Source organism: Streptomyces sp. NBC_01013 (assembly GCF_045162765.1).
Classification (GTDB): Bacteria; Actinomycetota; Actinomycetes; order Streptomycetales; family Streptomycetaceae; genus Streptomyces.
This window is the reverse complement of record NZ_CP108687.1, coordinates 5,835,021-5,853,058: the sequence shown is the minus strand read 5'-3', so window position 1 is coordinate 5,853,058 and position 18,038 is coordinate 5,835,021. Positions and strand designations below refer to the sequence as shown.

Annotated in this window: 17 protein-coding genes; 10 read left to right on the top strand and 7 right to left on the bottom strand. The window is 71.1% G+C overall.

Translation table 11 applies throughout. The features are described 5' to 3' along the window. Positions 1 to 36: 36 nt before the first annotated feature. Both OG538_RS25445 and OG538_RS25440 read right to left on the bottom strand, forming a co-directional pair. Positions 37 to 399 carry a peptidase inhibitor family I36 protein gene (locus tag OG538_RS25445; RefSeq protein ID WP_406097311.1) on the bottom strand — a complete coding sequence of 121 codons (363 nt, stop codon included), beginning with the start codon at positions 397 to 399 and terminating at the stop codon, positions 37 to 39. A 173-nt stretch (positions 400 to 572) separates the two neighbouring features. Beyond that, the gene (locus OG538_RS25440; RefSeq protein WP_406097309.1) at positions 573 to 2,183 is read right to left on the bottom strand and encodes an MFS transporter; all 1,611 of its coding nucleotides are present in this window, start codon (positions 2,181 to 2,183) and stop codon (positions 573 to 575) included. A 117-nt stretch (positions 2,184 to 2,300) separates the two neighbouring features. Between OG538_RS25440 and OG538_RS25435 the strand changes: the two genes are divergently transcribed. The 7 genes from OG538_RS25435 to OG538_RS25405 all read left to right on the top strand — a co-directional run bounded on the left by OG538_RS25435 (position 2,301) and on the right by OG538_RS25405 (position 10,137). Then, entirely contained in the window at positions 2,301 to 2,981 is a 681-nt protein-coding gene (locus OG538_RS25435; RefSeq protein ID WP_406097307.1) for a TetR family transcriptional regulator, read from the top strand. Positions 2,982 to 3,198: 217 nt separating this feature from the next. Then, the gene (locus OG538_RS25430; RefSeq protein WP_406097305.1) at positions 3,199 to 4,410 is read left to right on the top strand and encodes an alpha/beta hydrolase; all 1,212 of its coding nucleotides are present in this window, start codon (positions 3,199 to 3,201) and stop codon (positions 4,408 to 4,410) included. A gap of 116 nt (positions 4,411 to 4,526) precedes the next feature. Beyond that, positions 4,527 to 5,483 carry a DUF4429 domain-containing protein gene (locus OG538_RS25425; protein WP_406097303.1) on the top strand — a complete coding sequence of 319 codons (957 nt, stop codon included), beginning with the start codon at positions 4,527 to 4,529 and terminating at the stop codon, positions 5,481 to 5,483. Positions 5,484 to 5,618: 135 nt separating this feature from the next. Next, on the top strand, positions 5,619 to 7,001 hold the full coding sequence (locus OG538_RS25420) for a sensor histidine kinase (RefSeq protein WP_406097301.1): 1,383 nt from the start codon (positions 5,619 to 5,621) through the stop codon (positions 6,999 to 7,001). Beyond that, positions 6,998 to 7,681 (top strand): response regulator, encoded by a 684-nt coding sequence (locus tag OG538_RS25415; protein ID WP_406097299.1) that lies wholly within the window; start codon positions 6,998 to 7,000, stop codon positions 7,679 to 7,681. Before OG538_RS25420 ends, OG538_RS25415 begins: the two co-directional genes overlap by 4 nt. Positions 7,682 to 7,858: 177 nt before the next feature. Beyond that, the gene (locus OG538_RS25410) at positions 7,859 to 8,932 is read left to right on the top strand and encodes an alpha/beta hydrolase (RefSeq protein ID WP_406097297.1); all 1,074 of its coding nucleotides are present in this window, start codon (positions 7,859 to 7,861) and stop codon (positions 8,930 to 8,932) included. After that, a complete protein-coding gene (locus OG538_RS25405; RefSeq protein WP_406097295.1) occupies positions 8,929 to 10,137 on the top strand; it encodes an acyltransferase in 1,209 nt (402 codons plus the stop codon). Before OG538_RS25410 ends, OG538_RS25405 begins: the two co-directional genes overlap by 4 nt. A 31-nt stretch (positions 10,138 to 10,168) precedes the next feature. Here the strand turns inward: OG538_RS25405 and OG538_RS25400 are convergent, their stop codons facing one another. After that, positions 10,169 to 11,185, bottom strand: a complete 1,017-nt coding sequence (locus OG538_RS25400; protein ID WP_406097293.1) for an aldo/keto reductase — start codon at positions 11,183 to 11,185, stop codon at positions 10,169 to 10,171. Continuing rightward, positions 11,185 to 11,652, bottom strand: coding sequence for a MerR family transcriptional regulator (locus OG538_RS25395; RefSeq protein WP_406097291.1), 468 nt, complete (start codon positions 11,650 to 11,652; stop codon positions 11,185 to 11,187). Before OG538_RS25395 ends, OG538_RS25400 begins: the two co-directional genes overlap by 1 nt. Positions 11,653 to 11,744: 92 nt before the next feature. On the opposite strand from OG538_RS25395, the gene OG538_RS25390 reads away from it, so the two are divergent. Then, entirely contained in the window at positions 11,745 to 12,560 is an 816-nt protein-coding gene (locus OG538_RS25390) for a serine hydrolase domain-containing protein (RefSeq protein ID WP_406097289.1), read from the top strand. On the opposite strand, the gene OG538_RS25385 is transcribed toward OG538_RS25390, so the two are convergent. Further along, entirely contained in the window at positions 12,526 to 12,990 is a 465-nt protein-coding gene (locus OG538_RS25385; protein ID WP_406097287.1) for an ATP-binding protein, read from the bottom strand. The genes OG538_RS25390 and OG538_RS25385 overlap by 35 nt on opposite strands. Positions 12,991 to 13,073: 83 nt before the next feature. Between OG538_RS25385 and OG538_RS25380 the strand changes: the two genes are divergently transcribed. After that, entirely contained in the window at positions 13,074 to 13,922 is an 849-nt protein-coding gene (locus OG538_RS25380; protein ID WP_406097285.1) for a helix-turn-helix domain-containing protein, read from the top strand. After that, a complete protein-coding gene (locus OG538_RS25375; protein ID WP_406097283.1) occupies positions 13,882 to 14,145 on the top strand; it encodes a DUF397 domain-containing protein in 264 nt (87 codons plus the stop codon). Before OG538_RS25380 ends, OG538_RS25375 begins: the two co-directional genes overlap by 41 nt. Positions 14,146 to 14,203: 58 nt before the next feature. On the opposite strand, the gene OG538_RS25370 is transcribed toward OG538_RS25375, so the two are convergent. After that, positions 14,204 to 16,276, bottom strand: a complete 2,073-nt coding sequence (locus OG538_RS25370) for an alkaline phosphatase family protein (RefSeq protein WP_406097281.1) — start codon at positions 16,274 to 16,276, stop codon at positions 14,204 to 14,206. A 430-nt stretch (positions 16,277 to 16,706) separates the two neighbouring features. Next, a complete protein-coding gene (locus tag OG538_RS25365) occupies positions 16,707 to 17,957 on the bottom strand; it encodes a DUF4157 domain-containing protein (protein WP_406097279.1) in 1,251 nt (416 codons plus the stop codon). Positions 17,958 to 18,038: the final 81 nt, after the last annotated feature.

Here is an 18,038-nt window from a genome sequence, read left to right as displayed (position 1 = left end):
GACGGGCTCCCGCCGCCCCGCGGCGCTGTCCGCCGGTCAGTTCTCCCAGATCTTGAAGGCCCGCACCTGGTACGGGGAGCGCGGCGTCCAGGTGCCTCCGCCCGGGTAGGTCTCGAACTCGCCGGTCTCGTCGCACTCCGCCGACTGGTAGGTGGTCACGGGCCGGCCCGTGCGGTTGGCCAGCGACTGGACGGTGGCGCCGGCCTTCAGCGGCACACAGCTCTCGATGTCGACGGTGGAGAGCTCGTGGACCTGCCGGGCGCCGGTGAAGTCGGCTTTCGCCCAGAGGCAGAGCTGGCCGCTCCCGCAGTCCCCGAGCCGGCCGGGTGCGGCGTGGGCCGGTGTCTGCGGCATCAGGGCGGTGGCGGCCAGGGCGGCCGCGACAACGGTTGTACGCATGCGAAATCAACCCCCGTGGTGATGTGGATCTTCCGCATCCACCCTGAGCCGCGCGGCAGCGGCTCGGGAAGGGGAACGGCGGCGGGACCACCCTGATAGGCGACAGCCCCGCCGGAACGTTCCGGCGGGGCTGTCGTATGCACTGTGTTGACGCGGCGGGGCGTCGGGTCGGGTCAGATGTGACCGGCGCCCATGCCCGCCTCGGCGTTCTCCCCGCGCTTGGTCAGGGTGGCGACCAGCGCGGCGATCACCGCGACGATGCCGGCGACCATGAACGCCGTGCTCATGCCCGAGACGAAGGTGTCGTGAGCGACGCCCACGATCCTGCCCGCGACGTCCGGCGGGGTCCCCTCGGCGACCGGCGGCATGCCGACCTTGATGGCGGAGGACGCCTGGTCGAGCTGTGCGGGCGACAGCGGCGGAAGCTGCGCGTCCTTCCAGTTGCCGGGCAGCTCGGAGTCGACCCTGGCTGCCATGATCGCGCCCAGCACCGCCGTACCGAGGCTGCCGCCGACCTGCATGGCGGCCTGCTGCAGTCCGCCGGCGACGCCGGAGAGCTCCATCGGGGCGTTGCCGACGATGACCTCGGTGGCGCCGACCATCACCGGGGCGAGGCCGAGGCCGAGCAGACCGAACCAGATCGACATGGTCAGGGTGCCGGTGCCGACGGTCAGCTGGGACATGCCGAAGCACGCGACCGCGGTGCAGACCATGCCCCCGACGAGCGGAACCCGCGGGCCGAACTTGGTGATCATGGCGCCCGCGAGCGGCGAGGCGACGATCATCATCCCGGTAAGCGGCAGCAGGTGCAGACCGCTGTCGACAGGGCTCAGACCGTGCACGTTCTGGAGGTAGAAGGTGACGAAGAACAGGCCGCCCATGAAGGCGAAGGCCATCAGCACCATCAGGACCGTGCCCGCGGAGAGCGGTACGGAGCGGAACATCGCCAGCGGGATCAGCGGTTCCCGTACGCGCTGCTGCACGAGGGCGAACCCGACGAACAGGACGACCGCTCCGACCAGGAAGCCGATCGTCTTCGTGTCGCCCCAGCCCCACTCCGAGCCCTTGATGAGCGCCCAGATCAGGCAGAACATCGCCGTGGACAGCAGCACGATGCCGGCGATGTCGAAGGAGCGCGGGGCGTTCTCGGCGCGGTGGTCCTTGAGGATCAGCACGCCCAGGACGAGGGCGATCACGCCGACCGGCACGTTGATGAAGAAGACGGACTGCCAGTTGACGTGCTCGACGAGCACGCCACCGAGGATCGGGCCGCCCGCGGTCGAGGCGCCGATCACCATGCCCCAGATGCCGATCGCCATGTTCAGCTTCTCGGCGGGGAAGGTGGCGCGCAGCAGACCGAGCGCGGCCGGCATCAGCAGGGCGCCGAACAGGCCCTGCAGCACCCGGAAGGTGATCACCAGGACCACGCTGTCGGAGAAGCCGATGGCGCCCGATGCCGCGGCGAAGCCGACGACACCGATGAGGAAGGTCTGACGGTGACCGAACCGGTCACCGAGCTTGCCCGCGGTGATCAGCGAGACCGCGAGGGCCAGCATGTAGCCGTTGGTGATCCATTGGACGTCGGCGAGCGAGGCGCCGAGGTCCTGCTGGATCGCCGGGTTGGCGATGGCGACGATCGTGCCGTCGAGCGCGACCATCATCACGCCGATGGCCACGGAGAAGAGTGTCAGCCAGGGGTGGCCGCGCAGGCCCTTGGCAGGTGCGGTGCCGAGGGGGTCCCGAGGTTCCCGCGACGCCTTTTCGACGGTGGTCTGACTAGTCATACGCGGGAGATTAGTGTCAGTCGCTGACAGTTGACAAACCAATTCACAAGTCGGTAACTGTCACGTAGCTCACAGGTAGGCTGAGCTGGACAAAGCAGGGAAAAGAGGACCAGTTCAGTGACCGACGGGCAGCGAGTCGCAGGCCTTCCGGCCGGGCTGCGCGAACGCAAGAAGCGGCGCACCCGGGACGCACTGCTCCGTGCCGCACTCGAACTCTTCACCAGCCAGGGATACGAGGAGACCACCGTCGACGAGATCGTCGACGCCGTGGAGGTGTCCCAGCGCACCTTCTTCCGCTACTTCGCGGGCAAGGAGTCGGTCGTCTTCGCCGTCCAGGACATGGTCGAGACCCGCTTCATCCTTGAACTGCGCCAACGCCCCGCCGCCGAGACCCCCTTCGAGGCCATGCGCCGCGCGGTCCTGTGCGCCTGGAACAGTATCGGGGAGGCCATCGAGGCCATCATCCCGGTCGAACTCCACATGCAGACGTACCGGATGATCGAGTCCACACCGTCCCTGCTCGCCGCCCACATGCGGCGCAGCGTCGCCGTGGAGGACCAGATCGCCGGACTGATCGCCGAGCGCGAGGGGCTGGACCTGACCCGGGACCCGCGGCCGCGCGTCGCGGTCGCCGCGTTCTGCGGGGTGATGCGGGTGACCGGGCAGCTGTGGGGGCGGGGCAACGACGGGAGCATGGACTCCTTGCGGGCCCTGACCGAGACCTATCTGGACCAGTTGGGACCGGCCCTCGCCGGGGACTGGCGCGCACGCCCGGCCGGGACGGCTCACCTCAACTGAGGTGGTGTGCCGCACATCTCAGGTGCGATGCATGACCGACTTCACAACAGGCGGCCCCCAACGCCCCGATGCGGCACCCCCGGAGGCGCCGGGCGCGCCGCAGCGTGGCGCAAGGCCGAACACAGCGTGAGCGAAACGGCGTTCCGTTCCCCACAGTCGGGTGATGTGCGTCACCCACTTAACGACGCCTTACGCGCGTCTCCTAATGTGTGCCGAAGTGACTTCCTTCGACTCCTCCCCCACGCTCACCGCCTGGCGCGCTCTTCTCGCCATCGCGGTCGTGTTCGTGATGCTGGCGACCACCGGTTGGACGGCCGTGCGTCATCAACACTCCGCCGAGCCACGCACCGCCGCCCTCGCTTCCTGGGCCAAGGGATCGATAGCGGGGCACGCGCTCCCCGCGGCGGATGCGCCTGCCTACAAGCTGGCGCACTTCTTCGCTGCGCTCACGGACGAGCAGAGCGGGGGACTGGCCCGTAAGTACCCCCTCGTGGTGGGGAATCTGAACGGCGCCCCGGTCGCCCTGCGCTACCGGGCCAACAGGGTGGCGCTGGAGCAGGCGCGCACGGCCGAGCAGGCCAGGGTGCACGACCCGAGGCTCTCCCCCGACGGCCGCGCCGACGCGCAGCACCGGGTGGACCGCTTCCGGTCGATGCTCGCCGTGGGCCGGCACTTCCTGGCGTTCGACCCGTCGGGCCGTGGGCACGCCGCAGAGGTGTTCGGTGACCTCGACCGGGCCGAGCGGATCTCGGTGATCGTCCCGGGCGTCGACACGAACCTGCTGACGCTGGAGCGCACCGGGAGCAAGACGAACGCCGCCCCCGTCGGCATGGCCAAGTCCCTGTACGCGGCCGAGCACTCCGCACACCCCGGCGTGCGGACCGCGGTGATCGCCTGGGCCGACTACACCGCACCGGCCGGCATCGGCATGGACGCGGCCCTGGGCAACCTCGCCGAGCGCGGGGCCGTCCGGCTGGACGCACTCGTCGGGTCGCTGCCGGGGACCGCTCCCGTGTCGTTGTTCTGCCACAGCTACGGCTCCGTCCTGTGCGGCGTCGCCGCGGACGGGCTGCCCGGCCGGGTGACGGACATCGCGGTCGCGGGAAGTCCTGGCATGCGGGCCGACAACGCCGGCCAACTACACACCCGGGCCAATGTGTGGGCGATGCGGGACCGCGACGACTGGATCGAGGACGTGCCGAACCTGGAGGTCGGGGGCCTGGGTCACGGCGCCGACCCGGTCGATCCGGACTTCGGCGCGCGGATCGCTTCGGCGGGCGACGCGATCGGTCACAGCGGCTACTTCGAGCCGGGAACGGAGAGTCTCGGCAACTTCGCCGCGATCGGTGCGGGCGCCTACGCCTCCGTGACATGCGCCCCGTCCGACAGTGGCTGTCACGAACAGATTTCCGGCCACAAGGCCGCCTGACGCGTGTAAACAACCAGGCGTCCGGCTCTGACGCGCGTAGAGAACCGCGACCGGCCAGGAATTGTGAGTGCCTCCGAGGGGGGACGAGCGGGCAAGTGCCGCATACGATGAGGCACATGGGTGATGTGCTGGCCGGAATTCATGCCACCTGGGAGTTCGACGCCGACTCCGTGCTCATCCGCTTCGAACGGGGTATCCGTACGCCGAGGCTCTTCCAGAGCCTCCGTGAGCGCCGCGTCCCGCATGCGGCGCTGTCGTCGGTGACGCTGACCCCGGGCAAGCGGGGCACGGTGGTGCTGCGCGCGGTCCCGAGACCCGGCGCCGATCCGCTGCTGGAGGCGGCGGCCGGGCAGCTGAAGGACGGTTGCGATCCGTACCGCCTGGTGCTCCCCGCCGAACGCGAGACGCTCGCCGAGTACTACGCGGACGAGCTGCGCGCGAGGCTGGGCCCCGAGGCGGGCGAACCCGCCGACCGGTTCCTGGTCGCGGCCCCCGAGGCGCCGATGCGCTTCAAGGCGTACGACGGCAGGGCCAGCTTCGACGGGGACCGGATCTCGTTCCGGTGGTTCTGGACGGGTGCCTCCTCGGAGAAGTGGAAGGCGGGCGACCAGACGTTCCCGGTCACCGAACTGAGCGGGGTCGAGTGGCGTTCGCCCGAGGCCTTCGAGGGCTATCTGCGACTCGTGCCGCGCGGGCCGGCGTCCGTGGGCCCGGCCGCCGACACGATCGCCCCGGCGGGCGCGGGACCGGGCGCGGGCCTGCTGACGAGCACCGCCCCGAGCGCGCAGTCGATGGCGGCGCGCCCGGCCCGGGCGGACCAGGACCCGGCCGCGGTGATCTTCGGGCTCGGATACGGCCCCGTGCACGAGTCGCTGCCCTTCGCCGCGGCCGTGCTGGAGTCCGTCCGCAGAAAGCAGTCCACGCCGGTCGCGGCCGCTCCGGTGGGCGCGGGGCGGCGTGATCCGGCGGACATCGCGGAACGGATCCGTCATCTCGGGGAGCTGCACCAGGCAGGTCTGGTGACGGACGACGAGTTCAGCGCGAAGAAGGCACAGCTGCTCGCCGAGCTGTAGCGGGCCGGAGCTGCGGGCGGCCGCCCCCGCCGTTCTCGTACGAGCGGGTCATACCCCCGTACGAGAACGGGCGCGGCGGACCGGGACCCCGGTATGACGCCACAGCACGGCTCCGCTGCCTATCCTGATCACGCCATGTGCCCTTCCTCCCCGCCCCCGTCATCCCCGCCGCCCGCTCCCGCGCGCCCGCCGGCGGACGGTCTGCTGAGTGCCGCCCGCCGCAGTCTGCGCGAGACCGGCCACGCGCTGTCCCACCCTTCCCATCCGCCGACACCGCTGCTGGCCGGGGCACCGAAACCATGGCAACGGCTGCTTCCCTACGCAGCCGTCCTCGCCCTCGTCGCCGTCTTCGTCCCGGTCACGGCCACCGTTCTGTCCGGTCAGTACGGTCTGAACGGCGGCACGGCGGGGGCGCTCGCCCTCGCTCAGGCCGCCCCGCTGCTGATGCTGGCGCACCGCCCGCTGCAGGCCTGGTGGATCATCTTCCCGGCGCAGATCCTGGGCGCCGTCGTGCTGCTCGGTCAGGACGGCGGGCAGGACCAGGCCTGGCCCTGGACACCGCCCGGCCTCATCGGCTACCTCTTCCTGCTCCTGGCGCTGGGCCTGCGCGAGCAGCGGCGGACCCTGGTCGCCGTCTGGCTGGCGACCGGCGCCGCGGGGCTCGTCCTGTATCTGGTCTCGCCCCACCGCGGCACCGACAACTCGCTCCTGCTGTTCATCCTCGGCGCCGTGGTCCTGGTGATCGGCGCGACGGTGCGGGAGCGGGGTGTCGCCCAGCGCCGGCTCGTCGAGCAGCAGACCATCAGCGAGGCCGAGCGGGCCCGGCGGACGCTGCTGGAGGAGCGGACCAGGATCGCCCGCGAACTCCACGACGTGGTCGCGCACCACATGTCCGTGATCACGGTCCAGGCCGACTCCGCCCCGTACCGGCTGGAGGGTCTGTCGGACCAGGTGCGCGAGGAGTTCGGTTCGATCGCGGCGAGTGCGCGGGAGTCCCTCACGGAGATGCGGCGCTTGCTGGTGGTGCTGCGCAGCGAGGGCACGGAGGGCGAGCGGGCGCCCCAGCCGGGGCTCGACCGGGTGCAGCAGCTGGTGGAGGCGACGGTACGGGCCGGCCTGCCGGCAGAGGTGTCGTTGCCCGCCGGCCTGGAGGGCGTACCGCAGACGGTGGATCTGTCCGCGTACCGGATCGTGCAGGAGGCCCTGGCGAACGTGGTCCGGCACGCGCCGGGTGCCCGGACCAGGGTGTCGATCACGTCCGACGGCGCACATCTGACCGTGCTGGTCGTCAACGACCCTCCGGAACCCACGGGTTCGTCGCTCGCCCCGTTGGAGACGACGGGGACGGGACACGGTCTGGTCGGTATGCGCGAACGCGTACGGTTGACCGGCGGCACGCTGGACACCGGGCCGCTGCCGGGCGGGGGCTTCCGGGTGGCCGCACGACTGCCGCTGCCCCCTGCCGCGCCGCCCGCCTCGGCCTCTTCCGCCCCGCCCCCTGCTCCGGAGGACTCTTGACCATCCGTGTGATCATCGTCGACGACCAGGCCATGGTGCGGGCCGGATTCGCGGCGCTGCTGGCTGCGCAGGCCGACATCGACGTGGTCGGCGAGGCGCCGGACGGGCGCCAGGGAGTCGAGGTCAGCCGCCACACCCGTCCGGACGTGGTCCTGATGGACGTACGGATGCCCGAGATGGACGGCCTGGCCGCGGCGCACGAGCTGCTGAACCCACCGGCCGGCGTGGTGCACGTGCCGAAGGTGTTGATGCTCACCACCTTCGACGTGGACGACTACGTGTACGAGGCACTGCGCGCAGGCGCGTCCGGATTCCTGCTGAAGGACGCCCCTCCGGCGGACCTGATCTCGGCGGTCCGGGTGGTGGCGGCCGGCGACGCGCTGCTGGCGCCGTCCGTGACGCGGCGCCTGATCGCGGACTTCGCCCGCCGGCGGCCGTCCGGCGCCGCGCGCAGCGGGCCCGCGCTGCGGCTCAACGGGCTGACCCCGCGCGAGAGGGAGGTGCTGGAGCTGATGGCCCGGGGCCTGTCGAACCAGGAGATCGCGGGGCGGCTGGTGCTGGCGGAGCAGACGGTGAAGACCCATATCGGGCGGGTTCTGGCCAAGTTGGACCTGCGCGACCGCGCCCAGGCGGTGATCTTCGCGTACGAGGCGGGGCTGGTCGTGCCCGGCGAGGGGTGACGTCGGGTGCAGACCCCCCGCGCGTCCTCGGGGCAGCACCCCGTACACCCCCTACTGCGGTATCACCCCGTACTTGGCCCTCCGGTGTGACGCCCTCGCACCCGTCGTCCTCCTACCTTCCTCTCCGTCGCGCCGAACGGCGTGCGGGAGCCGGTTCAGCCGGAGAGGGAGGGTCGCATGCGCCGCTATGCGAGGACCCTGGTCGCGGTCGCCCTGGCGGTCACCGTCGTGTCGGGGACCGCCGGCTGGGCGTCGGGGAACGCCCAGCAGGCACTGACGGGGCCGCCGCCCGGCACCGCCGCCTGGCGGTCGGATCACGTGCTGGGGCGGGAGCTGCCCGATCCGGCGCGGGACACACCCGCCCGAGTGACGCGATTCTTCGCCGGGTTGAGCCCGAAGGACCAGCAGTCCCTGATCGTCCGGCATCCGCTCGTCGTCGGAAACCTGGACGGCGTGCCCGTCGAGCTTCGCTACCGGGCCAACGCCCTGGCCCTGAAGGCCGATCACGACCCTCGCTACGCAGGCCTCGCCGCGGATCCGCACCGCCGGATCCTCGCGTTCGACCCGCGTGGCCGCGGCCAGGTCGCCGAGGTCTTCGGGGACTTGGCCACAGCAGAGCGAGTGTCCGTCGTGGTGCCCGGTTCGGACATCGACGCCGGGACCTTCGACCGTACGACCGACGTGTACGGGACTCCCGCCGGTATGGCCAAGTCGCTGTACGCGGAAACCGGACCGGGCAGTGCCGTGATCGCCTGGGCCGGATACACCACGCCCGTCGGCGTCGGTGTGGACGCCGCCACCGGCTCGCTCGCCGAGGCCGGCGCGGACCGCCTGACCCGGTTCACGGACGGGCTCACGGCCGTCGGCCTGCCCGAGCCCACCGTGTTCTGCCACAGCTACGGCTCCGTCGTCTGCGGGCTCGCCGCTCCCCGGCTGCACGCGGGCGACCTGGTCGTCCTCGGCTCCCCGGGGATGCGCGCCGCCGACGTCGGCGAGCTGCACACGGACGCGCGGGTGTGGGCCGCCAAGGACCCCGACGACTGGATCGACGACGTACCGAACGTCGAGATCGCCGGGCTGGGCCACGGCCCCGACCCGACGTCCCCCGAGTTCGGAGCCCGCCGGGTGCCCGCCGGTGACGCCCACGGGCACACCGGCTACTTCGCCCCGGGCACCGAGTCCCTCCACGCCTTCGCCGCGATCGCGGACGGCACGTACGCGGGGACGGCACCGGAAGGGGGCTCGCGATGAGACTGCGCGCCCTCGCCTCCCGCATCGACGCCCGCACCCCCGCCCACCGCGACCGCGCCCTCGACGGTCTGCGCGCCCTGGCGCTGCTCGCCGTACCCACCGGGCACTGGCTGCTCGGCGGATTCCGGCTCGACGACGGCGGGGCTCTGCACAACGCCAGCCCGCTCTCGGCCTTCGGCGCCCTCGCCCCGTTCAGCTGGGCGCTCCAGATGCTGGGCGTCTTCTTCCTGGTCGGCGGGTACGCCTCGGTGCTCTCGTACCGCCGGAGGCAGTCCACGACGGGGGCCTGGCTGCGCGGCAGGATGGCGCGTCTCGGCCGGCCCGTGCTCGGGGTGACCGCTGTCTGGGCGGCGATGATCCCGGTCCTGCACGCGCTCGGAGTACCGGGGGACACGCTGCGGACCGGGTCGACGCTGGTGATCCAGCCGCTCTGGTTCGTCGGGGTGTACGCGGTGGTCACCGCGCTGACGCCGTACTGCGTCCGCATGGCGAGGAGACTTGGCAGCTGGGCCGCGGCCCCGCTGCTCGGCGCGGTCGCCGTCGTCGACCTGCTGCGGTACGGACCGCTCGGTGACGCCATGCCCTCCTGGCTGAGCATGCTCAACATCGTTCCAGGCTGGCTCTTCGCGTACCAGCTCGGTGTCTCCTGGGGCGAGGGCCGGATCGGGAAGCGGGGCGCCCGGTCGCTGCTCGTCGGCGGCGGCGTGCTGTTCGCCGCCCTGCTGCTGCTCTTCCACTACCCGGCCTCGATGGTCGGGGTACCGGGCGAGGCGCGCACCAACTCGCATCCACCGTCGCTGCTGGTCCTCGCGCTGGCTGCCGCGCAGAGCGGTGCGGCGATCCTGCTGCGGAGGCGGATCGGCCGGCTGCTGCACAGGCCGCTGGTGTGGGCGCCGGTCGTCGTGATCAACCTGTCGGCGATGACGATCCTGTGCTGGCACCAGACGGCGATGCTCGCCGCGGCCGTTCCGGCGTCCTTCGCGGGCGCGGTGCCCGGCCTGACGACCGGGCCGGACACGCTCGGCTGGGTCCTGGCCCGGCTCGCCTGGATGCCGGTGTTCGCGGGGCTGCTGGTGCTGATCGCCCGGTACGCGCGAAGGTTCGAGGCGCCGTGGAAGGCGGGAACCCGCGCCGCGCACGCCCGCCGCGCGCTTGCGGGGGTGCTCGCGGCGGGGTTCGCGGTCTTCGCCCTGGGACTGGCGTGAACGGCGCTTCGGGACCGGTGTGCCGCAGCCCCTACTCGCGGGCCGCGGACGTCGAGCTCATGTCCGGGTAACGGTCCCCCGCCACCTGGCCGGCGATCGGCTCCAGCAGCGCCAGCTCCTCGGACGACAGCGTGAGGCGGGTGGCGCCGATGTTCTCCAGCAGCCGGCTGCTCTTGCGCGTACCGGGGATCGGGACCACGGCCAGCCCGTGCACCTGGGCCCGCTGCTGCACCCAGGCGAGCGCCACCTGGGCCGCGGTGGCCCCGTGCGCGGCGGCGATCTTGTGGACCGGCTCCAGCAGCGCGGCGTTCGCCTTGGCGTTGTCGCCGGTGAAGCGCGGCTGGAACTTCCGGAAGTCGTTCTTCCCCAGGTCCTTGCCCGCGTCCGCGAACGCCCCGGTCAGGAATCCCCGGCCGAGCGGCGAGTACGGCACGAAGGTCACACCCAGCTCCGCGGCGGCGGGCACGGCGCTGCGCTCGACATCCCTGCTGAAGAGCGACCACTCGGACTGGAGGGCGGCGATGGGGTGCACGGCGTGCGCCTCGCGCAGCTCGGCACCGGTCACCTCGCTCAGCCCGAGCTGCCTGACCTTGCCCTGCTGCACCAGCTCGGCCATCGCGCCGACGGACTCCGCGAGCGGTACGGACGGGTCGCGGCGGTGCATGTAGTAGAGGTCGATGACGTCGGTGTTCAGCCGGCGCAGGCTGTTCTCGACCGCCTGCCGGATGTACGCGGGGTCGTTGCGCACGCCCCGGTAGTGGGGGTCGTCCTCGCGCCGCTCGATGGCGAACTTCGTGGCGAGGACGATCTCGTCCCGGTGCGCGCCGACGAAGGGCGCGATGAAGGTCTCGTTGGCGCCGAGGCCGTAGACGTCGGCGGTGTCGAAGAGCGTGACGCCGGCCGCGAGGGCCGTCTCCAGCGTTTCGCGAGCGGCGGACTCATCGGTCTCCCCGTAGAACTCGCTCATGCCCATGCAGCCGAGCCCCTGGACGCCGACCTGCGGGCCGCCGCCGCCGAGCTCCACTGTGGCGATCTTGTTGTCACTCATCAGGCACTGGGCCTTTCCGGCACCCGCTGGGCGCCTGCATAGAACTCGATCTTGTAGTCGAGGACGGCGAGGGTGTCCTGGAGCTCCGCGATCCGCGTTCTCACGTCGCGGCGGGTCGCCTCCAGCAGTTCCCTCCGGTCCTCGAAGGTGTGCTCGCCCTCACGCAGCAGTTCCGCGTAACGGACCATGTCCGCGACCGGCATCCCGGTCAGTCGCAGCTTGCCGACGAAGGCGAGCCAGTCCAGGTCGGCGTTGGTGAAGCGGCGCTGCCCCGTGTGCGAGCGGTCGACGTGCGGCATCAGCCCGATCCGCTCGTACCAGCGCAGGGTGTGGGCGCTCAGCCCGGTGAAGGCGGCCACCTCACTGATGGTGTAGCGGTCCTGGCCCTCGGGACGCGGATGGGGCCGGGGAGGCGCCGCACAGGCGTCCGTTCCTGCCGAAGTGGTCTGCGTCTCCATCACCGTCATGCCCTCCACGCTAGAACCTTGGAGTGCACTCTAGGCAAGCGCAATCGGATGCGGGTTTCGGCCACGAGCGCTCAGAACTTAGTCTCGTACGCATGCAGAGCCTGGCGATGATCGAGAAGTGGCCCGTCCCCACCGCGGCGGCGGCCGTCGTACGAGCGGACGGGACGGTCCTCGGCACCCACGGCCCGGCCGGGCACCGCTTCCCGCTCGCCTCCGTCACCAAGCCGCTCGCCGCCTACGCGGCGCTGGTGGCGTACGAGGAGGGCGCGGTCGAGCTCGACGAACCGGCCGGTCCCGAGGGTTCCACGGTCCGGCACCTGCTCGCCCACACCAGCGGCCTCGCGTTCGACGAGCACCGGGTCACGGCCCCGCCCGGCACGCGCCGGCTGTACTCCAACGCGGGCTTCGAGGTCCTCGGCGACCACATCGCGAAGGCCACCGAGATCCCGTTCCCGGAGTACGTGCGCCAGGCGGTGCTGGAGCCCCTGGGGATGACCGCGACCACGCTGAACGGCTCGCCCGCACGCGACGGCGTCTCGACCGTCGACGATCTGGCGCGCTTCGCGGCGGAGGTGCAGGCGCCCCGGCTCCTGGACCCGCGCACGGTGCTGGAGGCACAGACCGTCGTCCACCCCGGACTGAAGGGCGTGCTGCCCGGCTACGGCCACCAGAACCCCAACGACTGGGGCCTCGGCTTCGAGATCCGGGACCACAAGTCTCCGCACTGGACCGGCAGTTCCTCCTCACCCGCGACCTTCGGGCACTTCGGGCAGTCGGGCACGTTCCTGTGGATCGATCCCGCCGCAGGGGTCGCGTGCGTGGCGCTCACCGACCGGGCCTTCGGACCGTGGGCGGCCGAGGTGTGGCCCCCGTTCACGGACGCGGTACTGGCGGAGCTGAAGGCGTAACCGGCTCGGCGGCGACCAGGCACTCGAACCACACCGCCTTGCCGCCGCCGTCGCGGCGCACCTCCACACCCCACTTGTCCGTGACGGCCTCCACCAGGAGCAGCCCCCGCCCACCCTCGTCGAGCGCATCACCCGCGACCACGACGGGCAGCCCCGGGCAGCCGTCCGCCACTTCCACCCGCACTCCCTCACCGCCCGGCAGCCGGAAGACGAAGGTCTGGCACCGGCGGCCGGGGACATGCCGGACGACGTTCGAGATCAGCTCGGTGAGCGCGAGTTCCGCCACGTCGGCCACGCACCCCAGACCCCACCCGTCGAGGTAGAGCCGCAGGATGCGCCGCAGGTGCCGGGCCGAGTGCTCGCCCATGGCGAAGTCGGCTCGGTAGACGGGCTCTTCGGACCCCGCCCGGGGTGCAGTTACGTGATTCATGACACCATCGTGCGACCGCGTGACTACGCTCGGCTACGTACCGAAACGAACGCCGCGAGGCGTTGCACACCGGAGGTCCCGCCGTGGCCAACGTCCAGTCACTCGACCCCAGCGCCTCCCCGCTGGACTACTACGGCTGGGAACTACGCCGCCTGCGCGAAGCCGCCGGCCTGAACCAGGCCCAGTTGGGCGAGATCATCTTCTGTACGGGTTCGCTGATCGGCCAGATCGAGACGACGAGGAAGCTGCCCACCCGCGACTTCTCCGAACGCGTCGACGCCGCGCTGGGCACGGACGGGACGTTCTCCCGGCTGATGGGCCTGGTCCTGCGCAGCCAGCTGCCGACCTGGTTCCAGCCGTACGCGGAGATGGAGGCGAAGGCCGCTTACATCTCGACGTACCAGGCACAGTTGGTCTACGGGCTGCTGCAGACGGAGGAGTACGCACGGGCGGTGCTGGCCACCGGCATGCCCGATGACCTGGACGGTCTGCTCGCCGCCCGCATGGAGCGCCAGCGCATCCTGGAGCGCGAACGGCCGCCACTGGCCTGGGCCGTCCTGGACGAGGCCGTGCTGCACCGCCCGGTCGGCGGCCACGAGGTCATGCGCGCCCAACTGGTGCGGTTGTTGGACTTCACCACCAACCGGTGGATGCGCATCCAGGTGCTGCCCTTCTCGGCGGGTGAACACTCAAGCCTGGACGGCACGTTCAACCTTTTGCGCTTCGACGACGACCCGGACATCATCTACACCGAGGACCTCATCTCCGGCCATATGACCGCCAGCCCCGACACGGTCCGAGAGGCCTCGCTCCGATACGCTCACTTGCAGGCCGCCGCCCTCTCCGTGGAGGACTCGGCGGCTCTGATCGCCCGCGTGATGGAGGAGCATTATGGAGAACGGCCCCGACCTGAAGAGCGCGCAGTGGCGTAAGTCCAGCTACAGCGGAAGTTCTGGCGGCGAGTGCGTCGAGTGCACCGTGGCCGGCGGCGCCGCCTGGCGGAAGTCGTCGTACAGCGGAAGCACCGGCGGCGACTGCGTCGAGGTGGCCGACGGCTGCGCCGCCTCCGTGCCCGTCCGCGACAGCAAGAACCCCTCCGGGCCCGTCCTCGTCGTCGGCACCGATGCCTGGCGCGGCTTCGTAGCCGGGCTCTGAGCCCGTGCGGCGGTAGGGGCTCAGGGCGATCCGGAGATCGTCCTGAGCCCCTACCGTCCTATCGGACCGTCGCCACGCGGCCCGCGTACCGCTGGGACCATCCGGTCCCGGTATCGGCCGTGAGCACCACGTCGTAGTAGCCGTGCTCGGTCGGCCAGTGCACGACGGTGGAGCCGCCGCCGGGGACGGTGTACTTCCGGGAGCCGCCGAGGTAGTCGTTGGCCGTGAGGGTGTAACGGACGGGGTGCTTGCCGTCGTTGTGCAGCCTCAGCCTGACCTCGGAGCGCCTGCTCCTGACCAGCTCCGCCTCGACGCGCGGAATGCCGATGTGCTTCCGGCTCTCGTTCTCGGGAATCACCTGTCCGGCGAAGGAGCGCAGGAAGCCGTCGGGCCCGTAGATCGAGAAGGCGTACTTGCCGTCGGTCTTCGTCGCATCCCAGGTGTACGAACGCGGGCTCGCCGCGCTCACCGTGTACGGCGTGTTGTCGAAGGCGAGGTACTGGTCGGGGAAGACCTGAAGGCTCACCGCCTTGCCCGCCGGGCCGCCGGCCAGCGTCATGTCCGCGGTCACCGTGCCGGCGGAGCGGTCCTCGGTGAAGGTGGCGTGCGGGTGGAAGGAGAGGCCGCGCGGCTTCATCCCGTCCTCCGGCAGCTTCGGCGGGGCCCCGGTGACCGGGTCGGCGATGACGACCGGACCCGGCCGCGGGTGCGCGAAGTCGATCGCGCTGGTCAGGTCGCCGGCGATCGAGCGGCGCCAGTCGGTGATGTTCGGGCAGGTGAACGGCTTGCCCAGATGGGCGGCCCAGGTCTCCAGGAACTTCACGGCCGACGTGTGGTCGAACACCTCCGACGCGACATGGCCGCCTCGTGTCCACGGGGAGACCAGCAGCATCGGCACTCGGGGACCGAACCCGTACGGTGTGGTGCCGGAGAACTCACCCGGGGTGCCCTCCTCCGGGCGCGGGGGCAGGACGTGGTCGAACTTTCCGTCGTTCTCGTCGTAGGTGATGATCACCAGGGTGTGGTTCCAGATGTCCTCGTTGCTCTGGAGCGTCCGGAGAACCTTGTCCATGTAGCGCTCGCCGTGGACGGTGTCGAAGCCCGGGTGCTCGCTCCACGCGGCGGGCATCACCACCCAGGAGACCTCGGGAAGCGGGTGCTCCGCGCCCGGCTCGCAGGCCGCGATGAGGTCGCGGAGCACCGCGTCGAGGTTCGCCTCGGAGTCGTCGTCGGGCGTGGTGGCGCCTTCGTAGACCAAGGAGTTGGCCTTCCAGATCTTGCCGGTGCCCGCTGCGAGGTCGTCCTCGTCCGCCGTGCGGGGGTCGAAGGCCTTGAAGCTGTTGGTGACGTTGCAGCCGTACTCGCCGACGTACCCGCTCTGGAGGCTTCCCCGGACACCGTTGCCGCTGTTGTCGGAGTAGACCCGCCAGTCGATGCCGGCCTGCTGGAGTTGCTCGGGGACCGTGGTCCAGCTGCGGCTGTAGTCGTTCTGCCCGGCGTTGGTGACCTCGCCGCCCGCCGCACCGGTCATGAGGTAGTAGCGGTTCGGGATGGTCGGCCCGTGCAGCGAGCAGAAGTTCATGTCGCAGACGGTGTACTGGGAGGCGAGCGAGTACATCCACGGCATGTAGTCGGGCGTGTAGTACCACATGCAGTGGTCGCCCTTGTCCTTCACCCAGGTGTCCCATCGCCCGCCGTTGGCACCGTAGAAGTTGTGGTTGTCGCTCCAGGTGGCGGTCGACACGACGGGCCGCACGATGGCGCCGGCGGCGTCGCGTTGCTGGAAGACGTCGGTCCCGTCCTGGAATCTCAGGACCTGCTTGTCGTGGTGTCCGCGCACACCTGGCAGCTGACCGAGGTAGTGGTCGAAGGACCGGTTCTCCTGCATGAGGATCACCACGTGCTTCAGATCGGACATGTCGCCGTTGAAGCCCTCGGGCAGGACGTACTCGGCCGCACTGGCCTGCGCCCCGCCGACGGCTTCGGCGGCCGTACCCGCAGCGATCGCACCGAGGGTGACGGCGGCTGTCCGGAGCATCCGGCGCCGGGTGATCCGGAATCCGTCGGCGTGCTCCGGCCTCTCGCTGTTCTCCATGTCAGGATACGGGGACTCGGTGGACTGGAAGGTCATCGGGGGCACCTCTGCGGGAGCGATTCCGGGACAGCCCTCAGGCCGCCGGAACGAACGGCGGGGGAACCAAGGACGTTTTCCTGAGACACCGGCAGATTTTCACGGCCCTCGGCGCCGGGTCGAGGTGCTTCACGAGGACAGCCGGAACTCGCCCCCCACCGACGTTCCCCCTGCGGCACGGACGGGCCGGGCACGAGGAGATGACGCCCTGGTCCGGGGCGCCTGCGCGATCGGTGTGGCGGCGGGGGACCGGCCGCCCGGTACCGCAGCGGCACGGCCCTCGTCAGGCTCGGACATGCCGTGCCGACGGTGTTCGTCGTGCAGGCCGCCACAGCTCACGGGGGCCTGCGGCTGCGACACACCCGTGGCTGCCGCCCCGCTCACTCGGGGTTAAGCCCGCGCGCTCGAACGGCCCTTCGCGCCCGCTCCGTCACACGAGCGGTCCCATCATGCCGGTCCGGTGCTGGGAGCGCGTGGCCGCGCTGCCCGACCAGGACGTCCGGTTCGGGTCGAGGCCCACGCCATTGGCGAGGCCGAGACTGGCGATCACGGCGGCGTGCTCGACGCAGGCCAGTCGCAGCGGAGTGATGAAGTCGGCCTGCAACTCCGCCTGCGTGACGGCCGCCCCAGCACTGACCTTCGCGTCGATGAAATCGTGAACCCGTTCCAGCTGCTCGGAACGGGGCGTGATGGCGCCGTCCCCGCCGAAGTTGAGGTCCGGTCCGCTGCTGCCCGGGTCGTCGTTCCTGTCCCCCGGTGCGGGCCCGAGTGCGAAGTTGGCCGGCAGGTTCTTCAACGCCTTCGTCACAGCCGCGAGCTGGTCGCTGGTGGTCGTGAACGCGGTCGGGGCGACCGGTGCCAGGGCCGTCACGACGTCGGTCAGCTGGGGCTGGGTGAGGAGCGCGGCGAACTTCTCCAGCAGCGACTTGGGCACGATGTGGTGCAGGGTGTGCACCAGCGCGTTGCCCGGGTTGGCGGCCTTCTCCGCGGCCAGGGCGTTCTTCGTCGGATTGTTCTTCCAGTCACCGGCACGCTGGACCGGCGTCCGTGCGGTCGTCGACGCGCTCGCCCCGGCCGTCTCCCGGTCCCCTGGCAGGCCGGCCCGCACCGGTCCGGACATGACCCGGCGGGCGTTCTGCTCCGCAGCCCGCTCATAGGTGTCCGAGGGGTCGGAAATCCGCAGGCCCGCACCGTTGTCCGTGCCGGAGACAGCGCCCTGCCGTTGCTGGATGACGTGGGTCAGTTCGTGGGCGAGCGTGTGTTTGTCACCTCCGCCGTTGCCGACGACGACGTGGTGGCCCGAGGTGTAGGCGCGGGCGCCGACCTCGGTGGCGGAAGCGCGGGCGGCGCTGTCGTCGTGGATGCGTACGTCGGAGAAGTCTGCTCCCAGCCGGGATTCCATCTCCGCGCGGAGCGCGGCGCCCATGGGTTTGCCGCCAGTACGCAGGACGTCGTGGACGGCGGAACGCTGTACGTCGTGCAGGTGCTCCTCGGAATGCTCTTCCCTGGGTTGCGCCGAGGGGTGTCCCGCCTGCCGGAGCAGTTGGACGACGGCGGCGTTGCCGAGGCTGCCCTGGAGGGCCAGCGGCGTGCGCGCGGACAGCTCGCCCGCCGCCGGGTCCTTCTCCGGCGTACGCGCGCGACGGGAAGCACGGGTGGGGTCGAACTCGCGTGATCGCATCAGAGACCTTCCGGGTGCACAGGGCAGTAGCCTCTCCATCCCTACGCGGACGAGGCCGGTGGCCGCCAGGTACGCGGGGGC

Coding starts and splice junctions, on each gene's coding strand:
- OG538_RS25390 (WP_406097289.1), top strand. CDS start 11,745: ATGCAGAGCCTGGCGATGATCGAGAAGTGGCCCGTCCCCACCGCGGCG.
- OG538_RS25400 (WP_406097293.1), bottom strand. CDS start 11,185: ATGAGTGACAACAAGATCGCCACAGTGGAGCTCGGCGGCGGCGGCCCG.
- OG538_RS25445 (WP_406097311.1), bottom strand. CDS start 399: ATGCGTACAACCGTTGTCGCGGCCGCCCTGGCCGCCACCGCCCTGATG.
- OG538_RS25385 (WP_406097287.1), bottom strand. CDS start 12,990: ATGAATCACGTAACTGCACCCCGGGCGGGGTCCGAAGAGCCCGTCTAC.
- OG538_RS25410 (WP_406097297.1), top strand. CDS start 7,859: ATGCGCCGCTATGCGAGGACCCTGGTCGCGGTCGCCCTGGCGGTCACC.
- OG538_RS25370 (WP_406097281.1), bottom strand. CDS start 16,276: ATGACCTTCCAGTCCACCGAGTCCCCGTATCCTGACATGGAGAACAGC.
- OG538_RS25425 (WP_406097303.1), top strand. CDS start 4,527: ATGGGTGATGTGCTGGCCGGAATTCATGCCACCTGGGAGTTCGACGCC.
- OG538_RS25405 (WP_406097295.1), top strand. CDS start 8,929: ATGAGACTGCGCGCCCTCGCCTCCCGCATCGACGCCCGCACCCCCGCC.
- OG538_RS25395 (WP_406097291.1), bottom strand. CDS start 11,652: ATGACGGTGATGGAGACGCAGACCACTTCGGCAGGAACGGACGCCTGT.
- OG538_RS25365 (WP_406097279.1), bottom strand. CDS start 17,957: ATGCGATCACGCGAGTTCGACCCCACCCGTGCTTCCCGTCGCGCGCGT.
- OG538_RS25440 (WP_406097309.1), bottom strand. CDS start 2,183: ATGACTAGTCAGACCACCGTCGAAAAGGCGTCGCGGGAACCTCGGGAC.
- OG538_RS25375 (WP_406097283.1), top strand. CDS start 13,882: ATGGAGAACGGCCCCGACCTGAAGAGCGCGCAGTGGCGTAAGTCCAGC.
- OG538_RS25420 (WP_406097301.1), top strand. CDS start 5,619: ATGTGCCCTTCCTCCCCGCCCCCGTCATCCCCGCCGCCCGCTCCCGCG.